Below are 26,066 nucleotides of genomic sequence, written 5' to 3' on the forward strand. Positions count from 1 at the left end.
TACTACTCTCAGAGTCATTTTTACCCCACTGCCGCTTACCTATTTCAACCAAACTAGCGGCCTCCTAAACAATTTTTGAAGTAGCATAGCCTGCTGTTAAGGCTATTAGCCTGTTATGTTCAGACTTTACTGTCTGCTCTAACGATAGCTGTGTCCTTATTTTGATAAATAATTTAACCTGCTCCAGTTTTCCCGGTGTCTGATACAGTGATCTGTAGAGGATGATTATCTGATTTGGTTTATGTAACTGTTTCCTTAAATGTGCTGGTGTCAGCACTATAGGTAACCTGAGTCGCAGAAATCCTTGTTAATGGTAGCATCTTCAGTATCAAATGTCAGGAGCGAAGGAATTGATAGAAGAAGGAGGTGATCAAAAGACAGAGCAAGCCTGTGCTCAATTTTCAATATAGAACATACAGACTGTGGCTGCTAGCCAGCATAGTGAAAATAACACCTTAACTATTTTGAATTAATTCTTACCTAAACAAACAGCGCAATGAAAAAAATTTTAATGCTATGCCTGCTGCTTGTGTCGGCCTTGATCCACGAGGCCATGGCTCAAGTCAGGGCGATCACCGGTACGGTGACAGACGCTACTACCAATCAGCCGCTGCCAGGAGTTACAGTCCTGGTGAAGGGCACTACGGTGGGTACTGCCACAGGGGCAGATGGTACCTATACTGTGAATGTGCCAGAAGGCAGCAACACACTTGTGTTCCGCTTTGTAGGCTATCAGACTATTGAGCGGCCAATCGGCAGCGCAACTACCGTGAACGTATCCCTGGGAGCCGATACCCGTCAGCTGGGTGAGGTTGTGGTAACAGCCCTCGGTATCGAGCGTACCCGAAACGAACTTCCTTATGCAGCGCAATCTGTAGGAGGTGAGGAAGTTGCCCAAACTCGTCAGCAGAACTTTACCAATGCACTTTCTGGTCGTGTGGCTGGTGTGCAGGTGACTCAGAACAACAACCTGGGTGGTTCTACTAACGTGATCATCCGCGGTAACAAGTCTATCGGCGGTGCTAACCAGGCACTCTTCGTAGTAGACGGTGTTCCGCTAGACAACTCTACCAACAACACTGCTAACCAGGTTAGAGGAGCTGGTGGTTACGACTACGGTAACGCCGCAGCCGACATCAACCCGGACGACATCGAGTCGATGACGATCCTGAGAGGTGCCGCTGCAACTGCACTTTACGGTTCGCGTGCTGCCAACGGTGTTGTGATGATCACTACCAAAAGAGGTTCTAAAAGACAAGGTATCGGTGTGACGATCAACTCGGGTGCCAACTGGGGCTTCCTGGATAAGAGCACTTATACCCGCTTCCAGAAGGAGTATGGCAGAGGTTATCCGGGAGCTGTTTATAGTGATGAGTACCCTGGTTTCTACGCCAATGACGTTGATGGTGACGGAACTCCTGAGAGAGTGGTTGTATTGAACGAAGACGGTTCTGCCGGTCCTCGCTTCGATCCGAACCTGCTTGTTTGGAACTGGGATTCTTTTGACCGCACATCTCCAAACTTTGGTCGTCCTACACCTTGGGTGGCTGGCGCAAACGACCCGACTACTTTCTTTGAAACTACTTATGGCACATCGCACAGCATCGCAATTGATGGCACCAGCGACAAAGGTTTCTTTAAAGTAAACTATGGCCGCAACAGCAATGATGGTATGCTGCCAAACTCAAACGTGACGAAAAACTTCATCAGTTTCTCAACATCATACGACCTTGTTGACAGGCTAACAGCCACTACCTCTATTAACTTTACTGAGACTGATGGTATTGGCCGTTATGGTACTGGTTACAGTGGCCTGAACCCGAACCAAGGCTTCAGACAGTGGTGGGGAACTGACGTAGACCTGAAAGAGCAGGAGCGTGCTTACTTGGACACACGTGAAAACGTAACCTGGAACCCAAGAGCCTGGAACGATCCTCGTCCAATGTTCTTCGACAACCCATACTGGACTCGTTACGAAAACTTCAACTCAGACAACAGACGCCGTGCTTTGGGTTATGTTCGTTTGGATTACAAACTGACTGACTGGTTGAGCATCATGGGCCGTGCTTCATTGGATACTTATGACGAAATCCGTGAAGAGCGCTATGCAGTAGGTTCTGTAGGTGTATCAAGCTATACCAGACACAATGGTCGTTTCAGCGAAGCTAACTACGACCTGATGGCGAACATTGACAGAGACTTCACTGAAGACTTAAACTTTAAAGCCACGATCGGTACAAACATCCGCGATACGAAGAGATCATTTATCCGCTCTACCACAAACGGTGGTCTGGTGGTGCCACGTCTGTACTCGCTTTCCAACTCACGCAATCCGCTTGGCCCTCCAGTTGAGCAAGACACCCGTCTGCGTGTGAACGGTTACTTTGCTAGTGCCACATTGGGCTACAGAGACCTGGCATTCATTGACGTTGCTTCACGTGTTGACCAGTCTTCTTCACTTCCGCCTGCCAACAGAGACTATTTCTATCCATCAATCTCTGGTAGCTTTGTGTTCTCTGAACTTATGGAGCCTAACTTCTGGTTTACTTACGGTAAGATCAGAGCCAACTATGCTGAGGTAGGTAACATGGCAGAGCCACTGAGTGTGTTTGATGTGTATAACTTGATAGCACCATTTGGCTCTACTTCGCTGGCATCTGTTAACAGTACCAGAAACAACCCTGACCTGAAGCCAGAGCGTACGAAAAGCTGGGAAGTTGGTGCGGAATTCACCTTCATGGATGCCCGTGCTGGTTTTGACGTAACGTATTACAACGCAAGCTCTGTAGACCAGATCCTAAACGTGCCGCTCTCAAGAGCTACTGGTTATAACGCCCAGTGGATTAACGCCGGTGAGGTGGTAAACAAAGGCTTTGAGGTGTCTGCTTTCGGCTCTCCGATCAAAACAGATGACTTCTCCTGGACTATCAACGCAAACTGGACCAGAAACAGAAGTATGGTAGAGGACCTCGGTCCAATCCAGAACTACCAGATTGCAACCTTCCAGGGTGGTGTATCGCTTAACGCAGCTGAAGGTGAGCCATTCGGTATCATCAGAGGTGCTGGTTTTGTGTACAACGACCAGGGACAGCGTGTAGTAGGTGCCAACGGTTTGTATCTGTCTAACAGAAACGCCAACACCAACATCGGTGACATCAACCCTGACTGGGTAGGTGGTGTGACTAACACATTCCGCTACAAGGGCGTGTCTCTGGGCTTCCTGATTGATGTGAAGCAAGGTGGCAGCGTATTCTCACTTGACCAGGCTTATGGTCAGTACACTGGTATTCCGGATAACACTTCGTTCACTAACGACCTGGGCAACCCGGTTCGTAACCCAATTGTTCGTAACGCCGATGGTAGCTATGCTGAAAACAGCGGTGGTATGATTCTGCCAGGTGTGAAAGAAGACGGTACGCCTAACGACACACGTGTAGAAGTATTCTATGCCATGGGTTACAACAACCCGCCAGAAATGCACGTGTACGATGCCAGCTATGTGAAACTGAGAGAGGCTACTTTGGGCTTCGCTCTGCCAGAGTCCCTTGTGTCCAGATTCAAGGTGTTCCAGGGTATAGACCTGTCCATCTATGGTCGTAACCTGTACATCTTCCATAAGAACACGCCATACTCTGATCCGGAAGAAGGTCTTAGTGCTGGTACTCAGTCACTTGGATATCAGAGTGGTGCCTATCCTACTATGCGTAATGTAGGCTTTAACGTAAGAGCAAGATTTTAATAATGAATAATATGAAAAAGATATTTGCATTCCTTATGCTCGCCCTGGTGTTCGTCGGCTGTACGGATGAATGGGAAGAGGATTTGAGAGACCCGAAAAACCCTACTGCGGTACCTGCACCGATGCTTTTTTCTAATGCGCAGCGTAACCTGGTAGACCAAATGGTAACTCCTAACGTAAACTCCGGCATCTTCAGGCTGATATCACAGCACTGGGCTAACACGACATATCCAGAGGAAAGCCGGTATGACTTAGTAAGCCGTAACATTCCTCAGAACTTCTGGTTCACATTGTACCGTGATGTGCTGATGGACTTCAGAGAGGCTTCTATCGTGATCAATGAAGATCAGGCGCTGAATGCTGCTGTGAAGGCTAATCAACTGGCTATAATCGAGGTAATGGAAGTGTATACCTGGTCTGTGCTGGTAAATACGTTCGGTGACATTCCTTATTCTGAGGCATTGAACCGCGACATTATCTACCCAAGCTATGACGATGATGCCGCTATCTACGAAGACCTGTTTGCCAGACTGGATGCTGCCATTGCAACACTGAATCAGAATTCAGGTGCTGCCAGCTTTGGTGGCGCTGACCTGATCTACGGTGGCAACGTAGCCCGTTGGATCATGTATGCCAACTCGCTTAAGCTGAAGTTAGGTATGACGGTGGCCGATGTGAATCCGAGCCGTGCCCAGCAAGCTGCCAGCGAAGCTGCTCCAAATGTATTCAAGTCTACTGCTGATCAGGCTGTTTTCAGATACACAGCTACTACACCAAACGTAAACCCTGTGTGGACAAACCTGGTGCAGAGCGGTCGTAATGACTTTGTGCCTTCTGCTACACTGATCAACAGAATGAATGAGCTGAATGACCCACGTCGTGCCGCTTACTTCACACAGCTTAATGGCGCCTATGTAGGAGGTATCTATGGTAACAACAACACCTATGCTAACTTCTCGAAAGTAAATCCTACTATTACAGCTCCTGACCGTCCTGCTATCGTGCTGGGTTATGACGAAGTAGAGTTTTACTTAGCTGAGGCTGCTGCCCGTGGATTTATTTCAGCTGTTCCTGCAGACCATTTCAGAAGAGCTATCACAGCCTCTATGGAGATTTGGGGAATAACTGACGCAGCTGCCTTAACAAGTTATTTCGCTCAGCCTGATGTAGCTGCCGGCTTAGCCGCACTTGCTGCTCCTGGTAGTGGTGGAACACTTACAGATGCCCAGCGCAGAGCGCTTGGCGTACAGAAATGGATTGCCCTTTATGAGCGTCCGTTCCATGCCTGGACAGAGTTCCGCAGATTGGACTATCCACAACTGCAGGCGCCAGATCCACAGTACAGACCAGCTTACAACGTAGTGCCGGTGCGTTATCCTTATCCGCCGACCGAGCGTACGCTGAACCCAGATGCTGTAAATGCTGCTGCAACTGCGATCGGTGGTGATGAAGCCACAACCCGTATCTTCTGGGATGTGAGACCAGCTGGACAATAAAAAGTATTATAATCTTGAAGAAGTTTAATTAACTAGGTAGTAGTCTTCTTCATTTGAAAAAGGCCTTCGGTTTCCGGGGGCCTTTTCTGTTTTTATTTTAATTCATGTTTGCACACAATTTTATGATGGAATTTGTAAATTGCTTTTGACCCTTCTACTCACCAAAACAAACTTCCATGCACAGGTTTGCAATCTCGCTGACACTGCTTCTGATAATTTGCCTGCTTAGTTCCGGCTCCGCCATAGGCCAGGAAAGGCAATATGAACTTTCCGGTACAGTAACCAGCCAATCGGGAGAGACACTGCCAGGAGCTCATATTTTGATTAGCCCTGGAAACAGAACGGTTAGTGCAGATGATAAAGGGCGGTTCAGCATTAGCCTGCCAGCAGGTGAATATACATTGCAGTACCAATACCTGGGTATGGAGCAGGGGGTACAGCAGGTGGACTTAAGGCGCAATACGAGCCTGCGCTTGCAGATGAAGGTGAAGGCAACCGGGCTGCGGCAGGTGGAGATCATTGCCAGACCTTCGACGGATGTAAACTCGACCAATATGGGCAGTACGTACATGGATGTGAAGCTGCTCACTAAAATGCCCGCGCTGCTGGGCGAAGTGGATGTGATTCGCTCCGTTTCCAGCTTGCCCGGTGTAGTAAATGCAGGTGAAGGGACAGGTGGCTTTTATGTGCGCGGCGGCAGTGCCGACCAAAACCTGGTGCTGCTCGACGATGTGCCGGTGTTCAACTCTGCTCACCTGTTCGGCTTCTTTTCGGTCTATAACCCCGATGTACTCAAGAGCTATACCTTGCACCGAAGCGGCATCTCCGCCAAATACGGCGGACGCATCTCGTCTATACTTGATGTCAAGCTGGAAGATGGAAACACGGAGCGCATGCGCTTTAAAGCAGGTATATCCCCTGTGTCTGCCAAGTTCAGCATGGAAGGACCTGTTACTCAAAAGCTCTCTATCGTGATAGCTGGCCGAGCTGCTTACCCGACCTATCTGCTCAAGATGTTCAACAGCGACAACATCAAAAACAGCTCTGCCGACTTTTACGATGTGAATGTAAAGGCAAAGTACAGAGTAAACGAGAATAACAGCCTGACCCTCTCCACTTACTACAGCGCCGATAACTTTAAATTTCCTTATGATACTACTTACAACTGGACCAACGCATTGGGAAGCCTGAAGTGGGACCATCAGTTTAGCTCCAACCTGAGCAGCACTGTCTCGCTAGCCAAAAGTGTGTATGACAACAATGTAGAAGGTATAGCCATAGGCGAAGAGTTTAATCTGAACTCAGGTATAGACTTTGAGCAGGCGAAGGTCGATTTCTGGTATACCGGAGTTGCTAACAATACAATGGAGTTTGGAGGCGGTGTATCCAACTACACCATAGAGCCAGGAAAGCTGGAGCCCTATGGTACTTCCAGCCTAAACCCCAGAATCCTGCAGCGAGACAATGGCGTGGAGTACCATGCTTACGTGAACGATGAAATACGGCTCAGTCCTAAGCTGTCGGTTTCGCTGGGTGTTAGGTATTCAAACTTCTCTAAAATAGGACCTACTGATGTATACCTGTACGAAAACGGAAGACCCCGAAGCGAAACCTCCATCACAGATACACTGGTGTATGAAGATGGGAAAAAGGTACAGACCTATCAGGGCTTTGAGCCACGGGCCGCCATTAAGTATTCTCTGAACGACCACAGCTCCATAAAAGCCAGTTATAGCCGGAGCAGGCAATACATACAGCTGGTTTCCAATACAGCGGCTATCACGCCAGTAGATGTGTGGAAGCTCTCGAACAGGTACCTCAGACCGCAGATAGCCGACCAGTGGTCGGTAGGGTATTTCCGGGTGGAGCAGGACAATTCCTATGAGTTTAGCTGGGAGGTATACTACAAATTGCTTCATAACCAGTTGGATTACAAAGACGGAGCCGTGCTTGTACTAAACCCTGTGCTGGAGGCAGACCTGCTGCATGGAGATGGGGTAGCCTATGGCTCTGAGTGGATGATCAAGAAAAATAAGGGCCGCCTGAATGGTTGGCTTAGCCTGACTTATTCCAGAGTGCTCAGGAAAATTGCCAGCGATACACCCCAGGAGACGATCAATGACGGCGACTGGTATCCGGCCGATTACGACAGGCCCCTCAACCTGAACCTGTTTGCTAACTACCAGCTATGGCCGCAGTGGACGTTCTCGTCTAACTTCACCTATACCTCCGGGAGACCCATGGCTTCGTCCGATTCCTGGTACAGATACTACGGGCAGATATTTGCCAACTACACAGGCCGCAATCAGGCCAGGATGCCAGATTACCACCGCCTGGATGTAGCGCTCAATTATGATTTCAATCAGGGTAAGAAAGTAGAGTATACCGGCAGTATTTCTGTATACAATCTTTATAGTCGGCGAAACGCTTACTCCGCCTTTTTCAGACATTATTACGGCAGCCCTGTGCAAGGGTATAAACTGGCTGTTATCGGAGTTCCTATACCTTCCATCAACCTGAATGTTAAGTTTTAGGAGCGTATGCTGAAACGGATAATCCCTTTGTTGCTCCTGCTGGCTGTTGGCTGCATCGACCCGATCAACATGGGAAAGATGAAGCAGCAGAAGCACCTGGCGGTAGAAGGCAGCTTTACTAACATACCGGAGCTGAACTACGTGCGACTGAGCTATGCCCAGCCTTATGACTACCCCTACAACGAGTTTGTAACCGATGCAGAGGTGTACGTGACAAGCAGCGAGGGTGAGCGTTACAATTTCGTGTACGGAGGCGATGGCGGTGACTTCTACTTTAACACTGCGGGCAACTATTATCCTGAGTTTCCGATGGAGGCGGCTGCGGTAGTAGGGCATACCTATACGCTGCATGTGGTGGCAAATGGCAGAACCTACCAGTCTACTCCTGCAACTGTAAAAGCTCCCCTTCCCATAGACTCCATACATTTTGAGGTGGATGAACAGGTTTTTTCCTTCAAGGGTTACCAGGAGCGGAAGAAGTGGCCTGGTTATAAGGTATTAGTAGACTATCATGATCCGGGTGAAGACGCGAATTTCCTTCGGTGGACATTTTTCAGCCGCTTCGAAGTCAATACCCAGCCTGAAGAATACAGAACCCCCTCAGGTGCACATGTACCTAAGGAATGTTGTGCCCGCTGCTTCCTGGAAGAAAAACTCGATAGATTCAAGGTGGTGAACGACCGGCTGGTGAACGGGCGTCGGGTAATTAACCAAGAAGTGCTCTTTTTACCTTTTGAAAGGTACTTGGGCATTAAGCATAAACTGAAAGTATATCAGTACTCTGTTACACAGGATGCCTACAACTTTTTCCATATCATGGAGCAGCAAAAGGAGGCGAAAGGTACTATTTTCGATCCGCCTCCGGCGAAGGTAAAGGGGAATATGTTTAATGTAGAAAACGCGGAGGAGCAGGTGATCGGCTTTTTCGATGTTTCTGGAGTTAGTATGAAGGAGGTAACCATATTGCGGTCAGATATAGATTATCCTGTTATACCTTTTAGATGGTGGGACGACTGTTTAACCCTTCCCGGGGCAACCAGGGAACAACCTGAGGGCTGGTAAGTATGAATTCAAATAAAGTCTTCGAGAGTAGAATGAAGTATTGGTATCTGATTGTACTTGCACTGCTAACAGCGTGCATTGATCCCATTGATTTCAGGCACGATGATCAGCAGGAGCACCTGGTGGTAGAAAGCAGCTTTACGAACATGGCGGGCATCAATTATGTGCGGCTTACTTATGCGCTACCTTACAATTACCCATACAATAAATTTGAGGAGAAAGCTTCGGTAGTAATTACAAGCCAGGAAGGCGAGCAGTTTTACTTCAGCTATGACCAGGCCGGTTATTACTATCCGATAGATGTTGAGACCACCTTCGGTATATCTGGCCATACCTATACCTTGCAAATAAATGTAGGAGATAAGTCTTACCGGTCAGAGGCGATTACATTGAAGGAGCCTGTACCAATAAGCCAGGTGCATTTTGCCATAAACGAGCGGAGTTTTGCCTTGCAGGGAGACAGGGAAAGAAAAAGACACATGGGCTACCAGGTACTAATGGACTTTCAGGACCCGGTTCAGGTGCGAAATTACTACCGCTGGTCTTTTGCCCGGCAGTATGAGATTCTCACCCAACCCTGGGACTTCCTGAACGACATGGGCGACCCAGCGCCAAAAGACTGCTGCGCCCGCTGCTGGATTCAGGAGAAAGAGGAGACCTTTACCGTGTCGGACGACCGCCTGACCAATGGACAGCAGGTGATCAACAAAGAAGTATTGTTCATTCCTTTTGAAAAATACCTGCAAACCAGGTATAAAATGAAGGTATACCAGCATGCCATCACTGCCGATGCCTATGAGTTTTACCGTATTATGGGGCAGCAGAAAGAAAGTACCGGCACTGTGTTTGACCCGCCCCCTGCAGAGATCAAGGGAAATATGCGCAGTACAAGTGATCAGGGAGAGCAGGTGTTGGGCTTTTTTGATGTGTCGGGCGTAGTAATGCAGGAAGTAGACATCAGAGCCGATGATATACCCTATCCGGTTGGCATCTTCATACATCCTGACGATTGCCGCGAACTGCCCGGTGCTACTAATGTGCAGCCGGCAGGATGGTAAAGTCTCTTACTTATAAATCAGAAACACCGCCGGCTGCTTGTGTATGTCCGGTAACTTACCTTTCCATTCGGCGATGGTTTTGGTTTGGATAAACTCGTGCTCGGGTGAGGTGATATTGGCTGCAATGCAGAGGCGGGTACCACCGCTGAGGGTCTGTACCAGGTCTTCGAGTAACTTGTTGTTACGGTAAGGCGTCTCCATAAAGATCTGCGTCTGGTCGCGCTGCAGCATTTCCTTCTCCAGGTTGCGCAATGCCTGCAATCGTGGCCCTTTATCAATAGGCAAGTAGCCGTGGAAGGCAAAGCGCTGCCCATTGAATCCACTGGCCATTAAACTGAGCAGAATGGCTGAAGGTCCGGCAAAAGGCACTACCCGTATACCTTTCTGATGCGCATACTTCGCAACCTCGGCCCCAGGGTCTGCTATACCTGGGCAGCCTGCTTCTGAAATAATGCCCGCATCCATACCTTGCTCCAGCAGCGGCTTCAAAGAAGCCTGTACCTGCGCTGGAGTAGCATCCTTATCAACCTGTACAAAGTTGAGTTGCTCGATCACCAGCTCCGGGCAAATACTTTTAACATAGCGACGGGCAGTGCGCAGGTTCTCGACAATGAAATAAGTCAGGCGGCCCACAGTTTCTTTTACCTGAGGCGATATCACCTGATCAGCTGTGTCATCAGCCAGAATGGTCGGGATCAGGTATAATGTACCGGTCTTCTTCATGAGGCAAAGGTATGGTTTAATTGTGAATTGGCTGAGCTGTTACATTGATAGGTGGCTATACCTGTCGATGGCTATACCCTATAACAAAGCCGCAGTTTTAGGCCGCGGCTTTGTTCTTAAGATTAACTGCATGCGCGATATTCTGCTCGTTTCAGCTGGATGTCGTCACACAGGTGAGGGGCTTCAGAAAGAAATACTTTATCCTGAAAATCCTGATGCTTAGTCCGTATCCAGAAATCTTGTTACTAAATCGTATACCTCATCCGGTGCTTCAGCGTGCACCCAGTGGCCGGCATTCGGGATAGTCTCCACTTCCACGAGCGTAAACAGATGCTCAATGCTGCCATAAATATCCTCTGGCAGAATGTAGCGTGAGCGCCCACCTTTGATGAAAAGCGTGTTTTTCTTGAAAGGTGTATCCGATGTAATAGGAGCCGCTATCTTCTCGTAGTTCTTTTCGATCGCGTCGAGGTTCATGCGCCAGCCAAAGGTGTTATCTTCTTTGCGGTAGAGGTTCTTCATCAGGAACAGCCGTACCTCCTCCTGCGATATCGTTTTAGCCAGCTGCTTGTCCACATCGCCACGGCTGGTTACGTTGCTAATATCTACTGACTGTAGCGCATCGATGATCTCGTCGTGGTGCGGCGGGTAAGCCTTCGGAGCGATATCCACTACGATCAGCTTGGTGAGGCGGGTTGGGTATTTCAGCGCATAGTTCATCGCCACTTTGCCGCCCATGGAGTGTCCCATGATGGCCGGAGTAGATATTTGGAGGTCGTCAACGAGGCGCAGCACGTCTTCGGCCATAGCGTCATAGTCATGCTGTTCACTGTGAGGGGAACGACCGTGGTTGCGCAGGTCTACCATAAACACGTTGTAGTGCTCAGCCAGTCGCTTGGCAAGGGTTGCCCAGTTATCCAATGTGCCAAACAGTCCGTGCAAAATCAACAGCGGCTGCCCATGGCCCATTTCCTTGTAGTGTAGTTTCATTTTTCTCAGTTATCAGTCAATGTCAGTTTTTAGCTTACGGTAGAAGGAGGGAATAGATTATGATACAATCCGAATCAGCTTCTCTTCGCTGCCGCGCTCTTTCAGCATACCGAGCGGCTTAAGTTGCAAGCCATACTTCTCAAACACCTGCAGTACTTCTTCGCGTCCGCCCGGGGCTACAGCAACTAATAGTCCTCCGCTGGTCTGTGGGTCGCAGAGCAAATGCTTTTGGTCTGGGGTGAGTTCGGCTATTTTGTGCCCGTAGCTGTCGAAGTTGCGGTGCGTACCACCAGGTATAGCCTTCTGCGCCAGGTATTCCAAAGCCTCCGCTATAACAGGTACCTTGTCGAAGAACACTTCGGCTGTTAGGTTACTGCCTTCACACATTTCGGAGAGGTGGCCCAGCAGACCAAACCCGGTTACATCAGTCATGGCTTTTACCAGCGGCAGCTGTCCCAGGTCGGCGCCGATCTTGTTGAGCTGCATCATCTGCTGCGGTGCCAGGTGCGCGTGCTCTGGTTTCAGGATGGCTTTCTTTTGAGCAGTAGTCAGTATACCTACACCGAGCGGCTTGGTCAGGTATAGCTCACAACCGGCAGTGGCGGTATCGTTTCGCTTCAGGTTCGGGATATCAAGCATACCGGTTACGGCCAGGCCAAAGATCGGCTCGGGGCTGTCGATGCTGTGACCGCCTGCCAACGGTATACCTGCTTCGTGACAGATGCTGCGGCTACCTTCGATCACACGCTTGGCTACCTCAGGGGCTAGTTTGTCAATCGGCCAGCCCAGTACGGCAATAGCCATGGTAGGTATACCGCCCATGGCGTATACATCCGAAATAGCGTTAGCAGAGGCGATACGGCCAAAATCATAGGCGTCATCCACGATCGGCATGAAAAAGTCGGTGGTGCTGATGACGGCGCGGCCATTGCCAATGTCGTACACGGCGGCATCGTCGCGGGAGCTGTTCCCAACCAGTAGCTTGTCGTTTTCGGGGTAGTGGATGTTGGTGTGCAGGATCTTATCGAGCACTTTAGGGGATATTTTGCAGCCGCAGCCAGCACCGTGGCTGTACTGGGTAAGCTTTATGTCTTGTATGCTAGTTTCTTCCATGGTATTAGATCAGCTGATGCTGTTTTGCAAATTTAATCAGGCGCTGGGCGTTCTCTTCCGGGTGCAAAGTTTCCAGGGGCAGCCGCAGCACCTCCTGCTTTTTGGCTAGTTCGTAGGTATAGGCTTTGTCATAATAGGTGAGGGCGATGTCGACCATTTTCTCCATGTCGCCAGTCGAGATGGCTTCAATCGCCTCTTTCGTGGCCATCCCTCCCAGGCGTTTTTTTATTCTGAGAATGGCAGACTCTAACAGGGCTGGATCAGTACGGCAGTACTCTTCGGCCAGCTTTTGTATACGCAATGTCTTGGGTACTTCGAGCACAATAGTAGGCGACTGCTGCATACGATCAAAGAGCGGCTTGGGCATCTGTACTTTACCGATGCTGATGCTCTCATCTTCCAGCCACAGTGGTTGCTGTTCATACAGCTCGAGCATGGCCATACCCAGCAGATTCTCAAAGTGCTCGGTACTAGGCTGAGGCGCCATGCCGATGCTCCCAAAAGAAGAGCCTTTGTGACTAGCCAGCCCTTCAAGGTCAATGACCTGTTGACCCTGCTGTTGCAGGTAGGGGAGCAGGTCGGTTTTACCGCTTCCGGTATTCCCGCTGATAATAAGCAATAGACGCTCACGCTCAAACTGCTTGTGCATGTAGTGGCGGTAAGCCTTGTAGCCGCCCTGCAACAGGTATACCTGGAACCCGGCAAAGTCGAGGAGCCAGGCCATGGCGCCACTGCGCATACCGCCGCGCCAGCAATGTACGAGTACCTCTTTGCTTGGCGCCAGCTTTTCAGCCTCCCTTACAAACTTTGACATCTTGGGGCCAAACAGGTCGAGGCCGATCAGCACAGCCGGGTCATGCCCCTGTTGTTTGTAAGCAGTACCTACCTTGGCCCGCTCTTCATCCGAAAAAATAGGGAAGCTCAATGCCTGTGGTATGCGTCCTATCGCATACTCTTTGGGGGCGCGGGCATCCAGCACGGGCAACTGCTTCGCTTTCTGCAGAAAGTCTTCTATGGTGATGCTGTTGATCACGGCTACTTGAGTTGACGCAGGTATAGTTGGATGGTGTTCTCCAGCCCGAAGTATAGCGCGTCACAGATGAGCGCATGCCCGATGCTTACTTCTAACAGGCCAGGCAGAGTGTCCTTTAGGTACTTCAGATTATCAAGGTCAAGGTCGTGGCCGGCGTTGAGGCCGATGCCGAAATCCTGCGCTCTCCGGGCCGCTACCAGGTATGACCGTATCGCTTCTTCAGGGCTAGTCGGGTAGCCTTTGGCATAGGCTTCCGTGTATAACTCAACCCGATCAGTGCCTACCAAAGAGGCGCCTTCGATCATGCGTACATCCGGGTCCACGAAAATAGAAGTGCGTATACCTAGCTCCTTCAACTCACCGATCACATCCGTCAGGAAGTCTTTGTGCGTGAGAGTGTCCCAGCCGGCGTTGGAAGTGATGGCGTCAGGTGCATCCGGCACGAGTGTCGCCTGTGCAGGGCGCACATCTTTTACCAGTTTCAGAAAATCAGGAGTCGGGTTGCCTTCAATGTTAAACTCGGTGGTCACTACCTCTTTCAGATCATACACGTCGCGGTAGCGGATGTGACGCTCGTCGGGACGTGGGTGCACGGTGATGCCTTCGGCTCCGAATCGCTCGCAGTCTTTAGCGGTCTGCACTACGTTTGGTCTGTCGCCGCCGCGGGCGTTCCGCAGTGTGGCTATTTTGTTTATATTTACACTGAGTTTGGTCATGGTATGTGAGTTGTAGCCCGCAGGCTGGTGATACGTATGCTTACGGAAAGACTAAATTAGTGGAAATTTGCTTAAGATGATAACCTATGGCTTTGGCCGTAGTAGTGTATAAAGTATAGGCAGGAGGTGCATCACTTGCTGTAAACAATCAATCAACGATAAAACTATGAGTTTAAAACAACGCATTGAAGCCGATATCAAGCAGGCGATGTTGGCCAAAGACAAAGCCCGCCTACAGGCGCTTCGCAGCATCAAATCCCAAATCCTGCTGGCTGAAACCGAAAAGGGCGGTACCGATGGTTTAAGTGAGGATACTGAGCTGAAACTGCTCACCAAAGCCGCCAAGCAGCGCCGCGAGTCAGCTGAGGTATACGCCCAGCAGCAGCGTCCCGACCTGGAGCAGGTCGAGTTGGCCGAGCTCGCCGTAATAGAAGAGTATATGCCAAAGCAGCTGGATGAGGGTGACCTGCGCATTCGCTTGCTGGACATTATACAGCGAGTAGGCGCAACCGGCCCGTCTGACCTCGGCAAAGTGATGGGTGTCGCTTCCCGCGAATTGGCCGGACAGGCCGATGGTCGCGCAATTTCCAAAGCAGTAGGCGATTTGCTTAACAACACAGATTTCTAGCAGCTGGATTTTTTGCGGCCCGCACACTAGGGCGACTGCAGCAATTACATTATATTTGAAGGCAGGGGCGACAGGTGTTCGCTTCTGCCTTTAATTTTTTATCCCGTGAGTACCTTCGATATTTTTCTGGCTATACCTATTCTGTTCGGCGCCTTTATGGGCTTCCGCAAAGGTCTTTTGCTCGAACTGATTTCGCTTTTTGCGCTTGTACTGGGCATCCTGCTTGGCCTCAAACTGCTTGATTCCGGCCTGCCCATCATGAAAGAGTACATTGGCGACGCAGGTGGTCTGCTGCCTTTCGTTACTTTCCTGGTCATCTTTGTGGCTATTATTCTGGGGGTGAGGGTGTTGGGTATCCTGCTCAAAAAAGTGATCGACTTTACTCCCTTTGGTTTGTTTGACAACATACTGGGCGGCTTGCTAGGCGCTTTAAAATGGACTTTGGCATTGAGTCTGTTGCTATACGTATCGGAGATGGCAGGTATAGCCATCACGCCTGAAACAGCAGCCAGCTCTATGGTATACCCCTTTGTGGTCAAAACGACTCCCTATGCCCTTAGCGTTATGAGCTACGCGCTGCCCTTTGTAAAGTCACTGCTGCTTTCGCTGAAAGAGCATTTCTAAGCAGTATGCTGCTGTTGCTCGACAACTTTGACTCCTTTACCTACAACCTGGTTGACTACTTTGGTCAGTTAGGGGTGGAGGTACACGTGCTGCGCAATGATGTGAAGCTGGAGGAGGTACAGGGGCTCCCGATTGAGGGCATTGTGTTGTCACCCGGGCCAGGAGAGCCGAAACAGGCAGGTGTGATGATGGACGTGATCCGGCATTACCATGACAAAGTGCCCATGCTGGGAATCTGCCTGGGGCATCAGGCGCTGGGTGAGTTTTTGGGAGCGCAGCTAGAAAAAGGTATAAAACCGATGCACGGCAAGATCTCGGAGATCAGCTGCGAGGATGATCCGCTGTTCGCCGGTCTGCCCTCCAAAATGCCCGTTGTACGCTACCATTCGCTTGTTTTGAAACATTGGCCTGACAGTATTGTGCCGCTTGCGTATACAGCCGAAAGGGAGCTGATGGCCTTCAGGCACAGCACACTGTCGCTGCATGCGCTGCAGTTTCATCCAGAGGCCGCCCTCACGACTTATGGGCTCGATATGCTGCGAAATTGGCTTAGTATTGCTAATATTGCAGGTCGGTAGCAGCCGGATTTTTTACAACACATTACTTTTACGAATTTCAGGAATGGATCTACAGATCAAACACGAAGGCGAATTTCAGTACATTGACGAAGGAGAAGGTGAAGTGCTGCTGTTGCTGCACGGCTTATTCGGAGCCCTCAGCAACTGGAACGGCGTGGTAGACCATTTTTCCAAAAATTACCGTGTGGTTATTCCGCTGATGCCTATCTATGAAATGGCGCTTCATAAAGCGGGTGTGCCCGGGCTGGTTTCTTTCATCGAGGATTTTGTTAAATTTAAGAACCTGAGCGACCTCACACTGCTGGGCAACTCACTGGGCGGGCACGTGGCACTGGTCTATACCTTGAAGAACCCTAACAAAGTGAAGCGCTTGGTGCTGACCGGCAGCTCTGGTTTGTTTGAGGATTCCATGGGCGGGTCGTTCCCGAAGCGTGGCAACTACGAGTATGTTAAAGAGCGTGTCGAATATACCTTCTACAACCCTGAAACTGCTACGAAAGAGTTGGTAGACGAAGTATTCGATATTACTAACAGCAATGCCAAGTGCTTGCGCATAATCGCTATCGCCAAGTCGGCACAGCGGCATAATATGGCGAAGGATATCACAAACATAAAGGTGCCTACGTTGTTGATATGGGGATTGAATGATACGATTACCCCGCCGCTTGTTGCGCACGAGTTCAACAGGCTGATGCCGGGCTCGCAGCTTTACTTCATAGACAAGTGCGGACATGCTCCCATGATGGAACATCCGGAGCGGTTTAACAGTATCTTAGATAAATTTTTGGCCAAAACAGAAGCAAGGGAAACAGCCACATGATCGCAGAAGAACTCATCAACCAAATGATACCGCCGCTTAAGCTTTACGACACCGTCGACAAGGCCTTGCGATGGATGGATGAGTTCCGCGTAAACGAACTACCCGTATCCCGCAACCGCAAGTACATGGGGCTTGCCACCGAAACCAACCTGATTGAACTCCCTGACCGCAGCCAGACACTGGAGCAGATTAAACTTGAGTACCAGGATGTGTTTGTGATGCACCACCAGCATTTCTATGATGTGATGGAGGCCGCTATCAAAAACAAGATTCAGGTGGTGCCTGTGCTTGACGAAGAGCAGGACTATATGGGCATTATCACCATCAACGATACCCTGGCCGCTTTCGGACAGATGTCGGCCTTGCAAGGGCAGGGCAGTATACTGGTGCTTACTATGCAGGAGCGAGACTATTCCCTTGGACAGATCAGCCGCCTGATAGAGGAGGAGAATGTCAAGATACTGAGCGCCTATGTATCGCCAGACGAAGTAGATCCTTACAATATCAAGCTCACGCTTAAACTCAATACAACCGATCTCACGCGCATTATCGCCACACTCGAGCGATTCGAATACCGGGTGACGGCGCAATTCCAGGACGGATCCAAATATGACGTTGGTCGTGACCGTCTGGATATGCTGTTCAAGTACCTGGACATATAGCCCTGTCCCAGTCCGTGATCATTCGCACTTTCCTGCTGCTGTGTTTTAGTTTGTTTGGCCATGCCCTGGCAGCGCAGTCCTGCCTGACCGATTCTGTAGTGATCGACAGCATTGGCTTTGAGGGCAACGAGGTCAGCAAAAGCCGCATGCTTCTCTTCGAACTCAATATTGCTACTGGCGATACGCTGCCTACAGCTGAGTTAGAAGCCAAGCTTGAGGAGAATCGCAGAAGACTGTTCAACCTGCGTCTTTTTCATGAAGTAGGCTATACCTATACCTGTTTAGAAGGACGGGTGTCTGTGACCTATACCATGCAGGAGCGCTGGTACCTGTACCCGATTCCTATCTTCGACCTGGCTGATCGTAACTTCAACGCCTGGCTTGAGCGCCGCGACTGGGGACGTGTCGACTATGGAATCAACCTGATCAGGCGCAATTTCAGAGGACGGAATGAAGAGGTGCGTGTCAGATTGCAGCAAGGTTTCAACAAGCGGCTGGAGTTTATCTACCGGGTGCCTTATGTCAGCCGTGCGCATAAGCTGGGTATGGACTTTGGGGTAGCCGACTACCGGAGCCGTGCCATTGATTACCGCACACTGAATAACCGGCAGCGGTTTTTTGTGCAGGAGAGCGGCGTGCCAATTCAGCGCACCCTGCTCACGACTGGCCTTACACACCGGCAGAGCGTACAGCGGCAGGAAGGGATACGACTAACATATGTGAAGGAGCAAGTGGCTGATACTGTACTAGCGCTTAATCCGGTGTACTACAGTGATGGAGGTCATGACCGGCAGTATCTGCGAGTGGAGCTGTCGAAAGTGGTGAACCTGCGCAATTCCTTTATTTACCCGCTCACCGGTAGTTATTTTGAAGCTATAGCCGCGCAGACGTTTTTTTTGAACGGAAACGGAACGCCTATCACAACTCTGCGTGCAAAGTATGTGGATTATCGCCATTTATCAGGTAAATATTATTATTTTGTGGGTGGTGAAGCGCAAACCCGGTTGTCACGCCGCTATGCTTACGCTGATAATGTGGCGCTCGGCTTTCGGTCGCTGGTGCGGGGATATGAACTGCAGGTGGTTGGCGGGCAGCACTTCGGCTTGTTTAAGCAGGGACTGACCCGGGAGCTCTTTCAGCACGAGGGGTTGCACCTGAAGTTTATTCGGAGTCCTAAGTTCAACAAGGTGCCATTGACCCTGTATGCCAACGTCTTCTCTGACGCCGGTTACGTAGCCGACGATGTATTTGATAAAGGCAACCCGCTGGCCAACCGGCTGCTGGCAGGAGCGGGGGCGGGACTGCACCTGGTCACCTTTTATGACTTTGTGTTTCGGGCGGAGTATACCCTGAATCGCGAAGGCAATGGCGGCCTATACTTTAGTGGCCGCTTCCCCTTTTAACGAAAAGAAGATATATGAAGATAGCTATACTGGGAAAACCCTTTGACGAAGAGTACGGTCCGTTTATTCAGAATCTTTTTGACGAACTGCAGCGCCGTAAAGCCGACATTCTGGTGGTGGAGCATTTCAGTCTGTTTCTGCAGAACCGTATCAATTTGCCGGAAGGTATACCTACTTTCACCCGTGGCGATAGCCTGGAAGGAGTAGACTTTGTGCTGAGCCTTGGTGGCGACGGCACTCTGCTGGACACCGTTACCTATGTGGGGGCGCTCCAGATTCCAATCCTGGGTATCAACACGGGGCGACTCGGCTTTCTGGCCACCATTGCCCACGACAGCATCAACCTGGCACTGGATGCCCTTTTTAAAGGACACTATACCTTCGATGACCGGGCACTTATCCGGGTAGATTCCGACCTGGAAATCTTTGATGGAATCAACTTTGGGCTTAATGAATTCAGTTTGCTAAAGCGTGATTCCTCGTCCATGATAGCTGTACATGCGTATATAGATGGTGAGTATCTGAACACTTACTGGGCCGATGGGCTGGTAGTGGCCACCCCGACCGGATCGACGGGCTATTCGCTTAGCTGTGGCGGTCCGTTGGTATTACCACAGACCAACAATTTCGTTATATCACCCGTATGCCCTCACAACCTGAATGTGCGGCCTATGATCGTGTCAGACCGGAGCGTGATCTCATTTGAAGTAGAAGGGCGCAGCAGCACATACCTGGCCTCGCTCGACTCAAGGTCCGTTCCAGTAGACATGTCAGTTCAGATAGCGGTGCGACGAGAGAATTTTGTGGCACGACTTGTCAAACTGCATCACGTAAACTTCCTGACTACCTTGCGTGGCAAGTTAAACTGGGGTCTTGATAAAAGAACAAATATTTTTAGGTAAATTATATTCAATATTTAATATACATATTTTTATACCAGAAAATTATTTCTATTTTTGTCACAATGGTTTAATTTGGATGAATTATAAGCCTGCGGAAATACGCTTAAAAAGAAATTGGTTCGCTATGAAGAGATTTACTACGCTGTTTTTATTACTTACTGTTGTGCTTACTACTGTGGCCATAGAGGCTGAAGCACAGCGCTTTACTAAGCGAAAGGAGTACTCCACAGTGGGTATCCAGCTGGGTGCTTCTAACTACTTCGGCGACCTGGTGCCTCAGCCAAACTTTACGAGTATGCGCATTAAGTCTACTCGTCCGAGTGTGGGGATCAATTATACGCACCGTCACTTCCCGCGTATTTCTTCGCGTGTGGCTTTCAACTGGAACCGCATTGCGGGTGATGATGCCCTGGCAGCCGGACCTGATGAAGGGGAGAACTTAGGCCGATACAGACGTAACCTGTCTTTCCGCAACGATATTAAAGAATTGAGTGCTGTAGCGATCATTGACCTTTTCGAAAACCGTAACTATTACCGCCGCCGTCCGGACTTCGTGCCTTATGGTTTTATCGGTGTGGCAGTAATGCACCACAACCCGAAAGCGTATTACGAGAATGGTTCACATCCAGGCCTTGCAGGCAAGACGGATCCTGTGACAGGACAGTCTCTAGACATTCCTTCTGGCTGGTATGCCTTGCAGCCGCTTGGCACAGAAGGTCAGTTCGTAGATCATCCGGGTACCGTAAGCAGCCCTTACAGCCGTGTGCAGGTTGCTATTCCGTTTGGCCTTGGCGTACGATACAAGCTGGACCGCAACTGGGACTTTAGCTTCGAGGTAGGCTGGAGAGCCACCTTTACAGACTACCTGGATGACGTTAGTACAGCCCACGTAGATAAAAACGTACTGCTAAGTGAGGGCAACCGCGTAGACAACCGTAATGCCTCTGTAATCTTCTCTGACAGAAGCGCTGAGTCAGGCTTCACAAATGACCTGATTACAGAGCCGAATGGTTTCAGCCGTCTGCGTCCATATGGTACAAGCAATAACCGTACACGGGGTAACAGCTCTGACAATGATTGGTACATCCAAACAAGCTTAGGCCTGAACTATATCTTGAATCCACGTGTAAGAAGACCTAAATTCAGATAATATAACGGAGTATAGTGCGTTGTTTTCCTAAACTCCGTAAAAAATACATGATTTTGAATACATTCAGACAGACGCTCCTTATTTGTGTACTACTGCAAATTGGGAGCGTCTTTTTATGCAATACTGCTAAGGCTCAGCTGCAGCAGATCAAGCCTGTGACTACCAGTGAGATTGGTGCCGGTATAGGCGGAGCTAATTATGTTGGTGAGATATCACCCAATTACCGCTTTCTGAATAACCAACCTGCCATGACGATCTTCTATCGTCATGATATTTCAGCGCCCATCACGCTTAAGGCCGCCTTTATGGGTAGTCATCGCATCTTTAGCGACAAGGCATTCAAAGATGAGTCGCAAAACTTGCCTCACCACGATTGGCGTGACACGGAGTTGAAACTAAGTATGCTGGAGTTTTCGCTAGGTATAGAATACAATTTTCTCGATTACTACGAAGATGTTCGTAAGCCGCACCGCGTATCGCCTTATTTCTTCGTAGGAGCCGCACTGCTAAATTTCAACCATCAGCTTACCCGCCAGGGCGATGTGATGGAACCTTTCGATAACAAATTTGCTGTTACCATTCCTTTTGGAGTAGGGGTGAAATATGCGCTAAGCAAGCATTGGAATCTGGGTCTGGAGTTTGGCCCTCGGTTTATGTTTACAGATAACCTGGACTATCTGCAAGAGAGTGGATCTGGATTGTTAGCCACAGATCTGGGGGCAAGCAGCTCAAAGGCGTATGCTAACCCCTTCGATAAAGATATGTACTTCTATAACGGTATAAGCCTTTCCTACACACTATATCGACTCAACTGCCCCCCTGTTTACAAACGCAAAGCCGGAATACTAGATTAACCCGCTAAAATTTCATTAAATTATCTTGCTTTTTGTAACTTGCAAGGAAATTGTGGTTTAATGAATTTAAGGGAACAAGTAGATTTAGACAATTTGCCAAGACACATTGCCGTTATCATGGACGGGAATGGACGATGGGCAAAGAAACGTGGCGGCCTGCGAATTTTCGGTCATCAGAGTGCTATCACGGCTGTTCGTGAAACGGTAGAGGCCGCAGCGGAGATGGGAGTCGAATATCTAACCCTGTACGCCTTTTCTACCGAAAACTGGTCGAGGCCGGCAACAGAGGTTTCCGCATTGATGCAACTACTAGTCTCTACTATCAGAAAAGAGACCGCGACTCTGAATAAGAACAATATCCGGCTGCAGACAATAGGAAATACAGAAAGCCTGCCCAAAGCCTGTCAGAAAGAATTGCTTGAAGCAATCGAGATAACAAAGGATAACAGCCGCATGACCCTGGTACTGGCCCTGAGCTACAGCGGTCGCTGGGACATTGCACAAGCCATGCAACGAATTGCCGTTGAAGTGGGTCATGGTACTATAGCACCAACTGATATAAGTGAGGCCACTGTTGCGCGGTATCTCTCTACGGCGGGTATACCTGATCCTGAATTACTGATTCGTACAAGTGGGGAGCAGCGTATCAGCAATTTTCTGCTTTGGCAACTGGCCTATACAGAGCTCTACATTACAGAGCTACTCTGGCCTGATTTCCGCAAAGAGCACCTCTACGAAGCTATATGTGCCTTCCAGAGAAGAGAACGCCGCTTTGGCAAGACAAGTGAACAACTAACAAAGTGAACATATTAATGACAAGATGCATCTGGGTGCTTGTGTTTCTGCTAATGACAGGCACAGCTTCTTCACAAGTTCTGAATAATCAAGCACAGAGCAATACGATTGACTACGGTCAGCCCCAACAGTACCGCATTGGGGGCATTGAGTTTACAGGAATTAAATTCCTGGATCCTACTGCACTTACTGGTATTACGGGTCTTAAGATTGGCGATGAGATCACAGTACCAGGTGAAGACATAAGCCGTGCTATTCAAAAATTGTGGGACCAGGGCCTCTTAGGTGATGTAGACGTATACGTAACCCGCATCGAAGGCAACCAGATCTTCCTGAACTTCGACCTGAAAGAACGCCCGCGTCTGTCCCGCTTTGAGTTCAATGGTATCAACAAATCGCAGCAGGATGCCCTTCGGGAGAAGATCAACCTGATCAGAGGGAAGGTGGTAACAGATGCTGTGCTCAATCAAACACGTAACATTATCCGCAAGTACTACGCTGAAAAAAGTTTTCTTAACGCCAAGATCAACATTGTGCAGCGACCTGACTCTCTGCTGCCAAACAGTGTCGTGCTGAACATCAACATTGACAGGGGTGATAAAGTAAAAATCTCTGAGATCATTTTTGAAGGCAACGAAGCATTTGCCGACAAAAAATTGCGCCGCCAGCTGAAGAAGACAAAAGAAAAACGCTTCTATAAAATATTTACCTCGTCCAAATTCCAGCGCTCAGAATACGAGAATGATAAGCAGCTCCTGCTAGACTTCTACAATTCAGAAGGCTATCGCGATGCCATCATCGTATCAGACACGGTGTATAATACAAGTGAAGACCGTTTGGGTATCCGGATCACCCTTGATGAAGGTAACCGCTACTACTACCGCAATATTACCTGGAACGGAAACTACCTGTACGAGGATGATTACCTGACCCGTGTACTCGGTATAAACAAGGGAGATGTGTACAACAAGCAGGAGCTTGATAAGCGCCTGAACTATAACCCTGCGGGTGTAGACGTATCTGCGCTATACCAAAATGACGGCTACCTGTTCTTTAACATTGACCCGGTAGAGGTAACTGTGGAAGGCGACTCAATTGACATTGAGATGCGTGTGTCAGAAGGTCCGCAGGCGACGATCAGCAAAGTGACAGTGACGGGTAATACAAAAACGAGTGACCATGTGGTGCTTCGTGAGATCCGTACCTTGCCTGGTCAGAAGTACAGCCGCGAAGACTTGATCCGCTCCCGAAACGAATTGGCAAACTTAGGTTACTTTGATCCGGAAACGATCGGATTGAACCCAATGCCGAACCCGGAAGAAGGAACTGTAGATATTAACTATACTGTATCAGAACGTCCGAATGACCAGATCAGCCTTTCAGGAGGTTGGGGTGGCCCGATTGGCGCAGTAGGTACAGTAGGTCTTACCCTGAACAACTTCTCTACACGTAAGTTGCTGAAGCTGTCGGAGTGGAGACCGCTTCCAAGTGGCGACGGTCAGCGTCTGAACCTGAACGTGCAAGCTAACGGCCGCTTCTACCAGTCCTACTCCTTCTCCTTTACAGAGCCGTGGTTAGGTGGTCGTAAGCGAAACTCACTTACAGCAAGTGTATTCAAGACCATCCGTCGCGACCCAAGAGCCGATGTGGATAGCCGCCTGAATGTAGATGGTGCTGCACTTAGCCTAGGCCGTACTTTGAATTGGCCAGACAACTTCTTCCAATTGAGTCACTCTCTGAGCTATAACCGCTATACCCTGAAAAACTTCAACCTGTTTGGTGGCTTCAACAATGGTGTATCGAACAGTATATCGTTGAATAACACACTGGCACGAGTAAGTATAGATAACCCAACATTCCCACGCAGAGGTTCTAACATTGCTCTTAGTGTGAACCTAACGCCACCTTATTCGCTGTTTTCTGAGAAGCGCAACAACTTTGAGTATGTTGAATTCAATAAATGGATGCTTGATGCATCGTTCTTCATGAATTTGGCAGGGAATTTGGTATTGAACACACGAGCCCACTTTGGCTTCCTGAACAACTATAACTCGAAGACAAGTATTGGTCCGTTTGAGCGTTTTAGATTAGGAGGTAACGGCTTAGGTGGTGCCAATATCTTTGTAGGAACTGATTACATTGGTCTGCGTGGTTATGATGACGAGTCAGTAATCAATAACCCGGATCAGGCGTTGATCAACACAGGAGGTGTTGCTTATAATAAGTTTGTGATGGAGGCGAGATATCTTATCTCTCCTAACCCGGCTGCTACGATCTATGGCCTGACATTCCTGGAAGCAGGTAACAGCTTTGGCTCTTACGACCGCTACAATCCATTTAAGCTTTATCGCTCAGGTGGTGTGGGTGTGCGTATCTTCATGGCAGCCTTCGGTCTGTTAGGGTTCGATTACGGCTGGAGATTTGACGATGTGCCAGGACGTCCGGAGATGAAGCGTGGTCAGTTCCACTTCATGATCGGGCAGCAGATACGATAATGAATTAGTATGAAAAAGTTTTTGTTCATCTTTTTAGCCGGGTTTTTCCTATCGACTGTTTCACAGGCGCAGAAGTTTGGCTATATTGATTCTAACTTCATCCTGAGCAAGATGCCGGCATACGCCAAAGCACAAGTGGAGCTAGACAAGCAAAGTACGGCCTGGCAGAAGGAGATCGAAGGGATGTACCAGGCAGTTGAGAAGATGAAGGAAGACTTTAAAGCCGAGGAGGTGCTTCTGACAGAAGAAATGAAGAAGAAGCGCCAGGCTGAGATATCTCGCAAAGAGAATGAAGTGCGGGAGTATCAGCGCAAGGTATTCGGTTTTGAAGGTATGATGTTTAAGCGACGTCAGGATTTGATCAGACCTATTCAGGACGAAGTTTTCACGGCAGTTGAGAAAGTCGCAAAGGCAAGAGGCCTGCAGACGGTATTTGATAAGTCGGGAGATCTGATCATGATCTATACCAATCCGGTGCATGATTACACAGAGTATGTGCTGGAGGAACTAGGGCTTGCTACCGACAAGCAGAATGTGCCGGGTAAGCAGCCGACAGATGCACTGGTAGATGATCCAAACAGTTTACCTGAAACAGGTATAGAAAACGAGGAGAATAAGACGCAGCAGACTAAGCAAAAGACACCTCCAACAAAAAAGAAGTCAAACAACTAAACAACAAGAATAACAAATT

At 49.2% G+C, this 26,066-nt stretch carries 22 protein-coding genes; 17 read left to right on the forward strand and 5 right to left on the reverse strand.

Going from position 1 to position 26,066, the window contains the following annotated elements; all coding sequences use genetic code 11:
- The first annotated feature begins 496 nt into the window (after positions 1 to 496).
- The 5 genes from Q1A54_RS18590 to Q1A54_RS18610 all read left to right on the forward strand — a co-directional run bounded on the left by Q1A54_RS18590 (position 497) and on the right by Q1A54_RS18610 (position 9,889).
- Positions 497 to 3,739 carry a SusC/RagA family TonB-linked outer membrane protein gene (locus Q1A54_RS18590; protein ID WP_299991109.1) on the forward strand — a complete coding sequence of 1,081 codons (3,243 nt, stop codon included), beginning with the start codon at positions 497 to 499 and terminating at the stop codon, positions 3,737 to 3,739.
- An 11-nt stretch (positions 3,740 to 3,750) separates the two neighbouring features.
- Positions 3,751 to 5,235, forward strand: coding sequence for a SusD/RagB family nutrient-binding outer membrane lipoprotein (locus Q1A54_RS18595; protein WP_299991112.1), 1,485 nt, complete (start codon positions 3,751 to 3,753; stop codon positions 5,233 to 5,235).
- 176 nt (positions 5,236 to 5,411) lie between these two features.
- Positions 5,412 to 7,769, forward strand: a complete 2,358-nt coding sequence (locus Q1A54_RS18600) for a TonB-dependent receptor (protein WP_299991114.1) — start codon at positions 5,412 to 5,414, stop codon at positions 7,767 to 7,769.
- 6 nt (positions 7,770 to 7,775) lie between these two features.
- Positions 7,776 to 8,831: a DUF4249 domain-containing protein gene (locus Q1A54_RS18605; RefSeq protein WP_299991116.1), complete on the forward strand. Its 1,056-nt coding sequence runs from the start codon at positions 7,776 to 7,778 to the stop codon at positions 8,829 to 8,831.
- A gap of 32 nt (positions 8,832 to 8,863) precedes the next feature.
- Positions 8,864 to 9,889, forward strand: a complete 1,026-nt coding sequence (locus Q1A54_RS18610; RefSeq protein WP_299991118.1) for a DUF4249 domain-containing protein — start codon at positions 8,864 to 8,866, stop codon at positions 9,887 to 9,889.
- Between the two features lie 6 nt (positions 9,890 to 9,895).
- Here the strand turns inward: Q1A54_RS18610 and Q1A54_RS18615 are convergent, their stop codons facing one another.
- The 5 genes from Q1A54_RS18615 to Q1A54_RS18635 all read right to left on the reverse strand — a co-directional run bounded on the left by Q1A54_RS18615 (position 9,896) and on the right by Q1A54_RS18635 (position 14,464).
- Complete coding sequence (locus tag Q1A54_RS18615) at positions 9,896 to 10,612, reverse strand: SAM-dependent methyltransferase (RefSeq protein ID WP_299991120.1); 717 nt, start codon at positions 10,610 to 10,612, stop codon at positions 9,896 to 9,898.
- A gap of 219 nt (positions 10,613 to 10,831) precedes the next feature.
- A complete protein-coding gene (locus Q1A54_RS18620) occupies positions 10,832 to 11,602 on the reverse strand; it encodes an alpha/beta fold hydrolase (RefSeq protein ID WP_299991123.1) in 771 nt (256 codons plus the stop codon).
- A gap of 57 nt (positions 11,603 to 11,659) precedes the next feature.
- Positions 11,660 to 12,715: a selenide, water dikinase SelD gene (gene selD, locus Q1A54_RS18625; protein WP_299991125.1), complete on the reverse strand. Its 1,056-nt coding sequence runs from the start codon at positions 12,713 to 12,715 to the stop codon at positions 11,660 to 11,662.
- Positions 12,716 to 12,719: 4 nt separating this feature from the next.
- Positions 12,720 to 13,748, reverse strand: a complete 1,029-nt coding sequence (gene mnmH, locus Q1A54_RS18630) for a tRNA 2-selenouridine(34) synthase MnmH (protein WP_299991128.1) — start codon at positions 13,746 to 13,748, stop codon at positions 12,720 to 12,722.
- Between the two features lie 2 nt (positions 13,749 to 13,750).
- Positions 13,751 to 14,464, reverse strand: a complete 714-nt coding sequence (locus Q1A54_RS18635; RefSeq protein ID WP_299991131.1) for a pyridoxine 5'-phosphate synthase — start codon at positions 14,462 to 14,464, stop codon at positions 13,751 to 13,753.
- A gap of 166 nt (positions 14,465 to 14,630) precedes the next feature.
- Here Q1A54_RS18635 and Q1A54_RS18640 point away from each other — a divergent pair, with 166 nt between their 5' ends.
- The 12 genes from Q1A54_RS18640 (at position 14,631) to Q1A54_RS18695 (ending at position 26,047) form a co-directional block, all read left to right on the forward strand.
- Positions 14,631 to 15,092 (forward strand): GatB/YqeY domain-containing protein, encoded by a 462-nt coding sequence (locus tag Q1A54_RS18640; RefSeq protein ID WP_007657258.1) that lies wholly within the window; start codon positions 14,631 to 14,633, stop codon positions 15,090 to 15,092.
- Between the two features lie 105 nt (positions 15,093 to 15,197).
- Positions 15,198 to 15,716 carry a CvpA family protein gene (locus tag Q1A54_RS18645; protein ID WP_299991134.1) on the forward strand — a complete coding sequence of 173 codons (519 nt, stop codon included), beginning with the start codon at positions 15,198 to 15,200 and terminating at the stop codon, positions 15,714 to 15,716.
- Between the two features lie 5 nt (positions 15,717 to 15,721).
- The gene (locus Q1A54_RS18650) at positions 15,722 to 16,294 is read left to right on the forward strand and encodes an aminodeoxychorismate/anthranilate synthase component II (RefSeq protein WP_299991137.1); all 573 of its coding nucleotides are present in this window, start codon (positions 15,722 to 15,724) and stop codon (positions 16,292 to 16,294) included.
- Positions 16,295 to 16,337: 43 nt separating this feature from the next.
- Positions 16,338 to 17,114 (forward strand): alpha/beta hydrolase, encoded by a 777-nt coding sequence (locus Q1A54_RS18655; protein ID WP_299991140.1) that lies wholly within the window; start codon positions 16,338 to 16,340, stop codon positions 17,112 to 17,114.
- Positions 17,111 to 17,776 (forward strand): CBS domain-containing protein, encoded by a 666-nt coding sequence (locus Q1A54_RS18660; RefSeq protein ID WP_076423270.1) that lies wholly within the window; start codon positions 17,111 to 17,113, stop codon positions 17,774 to 17,776. The genes Q1A54_RS18655 and Q1A54_RS18660 overlap by 4 nt, the downstream gene beginning before the upstream one ends.
- A 14-nt stretch (positions 17,777 to 17,790) precedes the next feature.
- Positions 17,791 to 19,179, forward strand: coding sequence for a POTRA domain-containing protein (locus Q1A54_RS18665; protein WP_299991145.1), 1,389 nt, complete (start codon positions 17,791 to 17,793; stop codon positions 19,177 to 19,179).
- A 14-nt stretch (positions 19,180 to 19,193) separates the two neighbouring features.
- Positions 19,194 to 20,081 carry an NAD kinase gene (locus tag Q1A54_RS18670; RefSeq protein ID WP_076423271.1) on the forward strand — a complete coding sequence of 296 codons (888 nt, stop codon included), beginning with the start codon at positions 19,194 to 19,196 and terminating at the stop codon, positions 20,079 to 20,081.
- 124 nt (positions 20,082 to 20,205) lie between these two features.
- Positions 20,206 to 21,231, forward strand: a complete 1,026-nt coding sequence (locus tag Q1A54_RS18675) for a DUF6089 family protein (protein ID WP_299991149.1) — start codon at positions 20,206 to 20,208, stop codon at positions 21,229 to 21,231.
- Positions 21,232 to 21,386: 155 nt separating this feature from the next.
- Positions 21,387 to 22,085: a DUF6089 family protein gene (locus tag Q1A54_RS18680; RefSeq protein ID WP_299991152.1), complete on the forward strand. Its 699-nt coding sequence runs from the start codon at positions 21,387 to 21,389 to the stop codon at positions 22,083 to 22,085.
- A gap of 60 nt (positions 22,086 to 22,145) precedes the next feature.
- Entirely contained in the window at positions 22,146 to 22,889 is a 744-nt protein-coding gene (locus Q1A54_RS18685; protein WP_007657239.1) for an isoprenyl transferase, read from the forward strand.
- An 8-nt stretch (positions 22,890 to 22,897) separates the two neighbouring features.
- The gene (gene bamA / locus Q1A54_RS18690; protein ID WP_299991157.1) at positions 22,898 to 25,375 is read left to right on the forward strand and encodes an outer membrane protein assembly factor BamA; all 2,478 of its coding nucleotides are present in this window, start codon (positions 22,898 to 22,900) and stop codon (positions 25,373 to 25,375) included.
- A gap of 9 nt (positions 25,376 to 25,384) precedes the next feature.
- Positions 25,385 to 26,047 (forward strand): OmpH family outer membrane protein, encoded by a 663-nt coding sequence (locus tag Q1A54_RS18695; RefSeq protein WP_299991160.1) that lies wholly within the window; start codon positions 25,385 to 25,387, stop codon positions 26,045 to 26,047.
- Positions 26,048 to 26,066 lie beyond the last annotated feature (19 nt).

The sequence above is a fragment of the uncultured Pontibacter sp. genome (genome assembly GCF_947502515.1).
GTDB lineage: Bacteria > Bacteroidota > Bacteroidia > Cytophagales > Hymenobacteraceae > Pontibacter.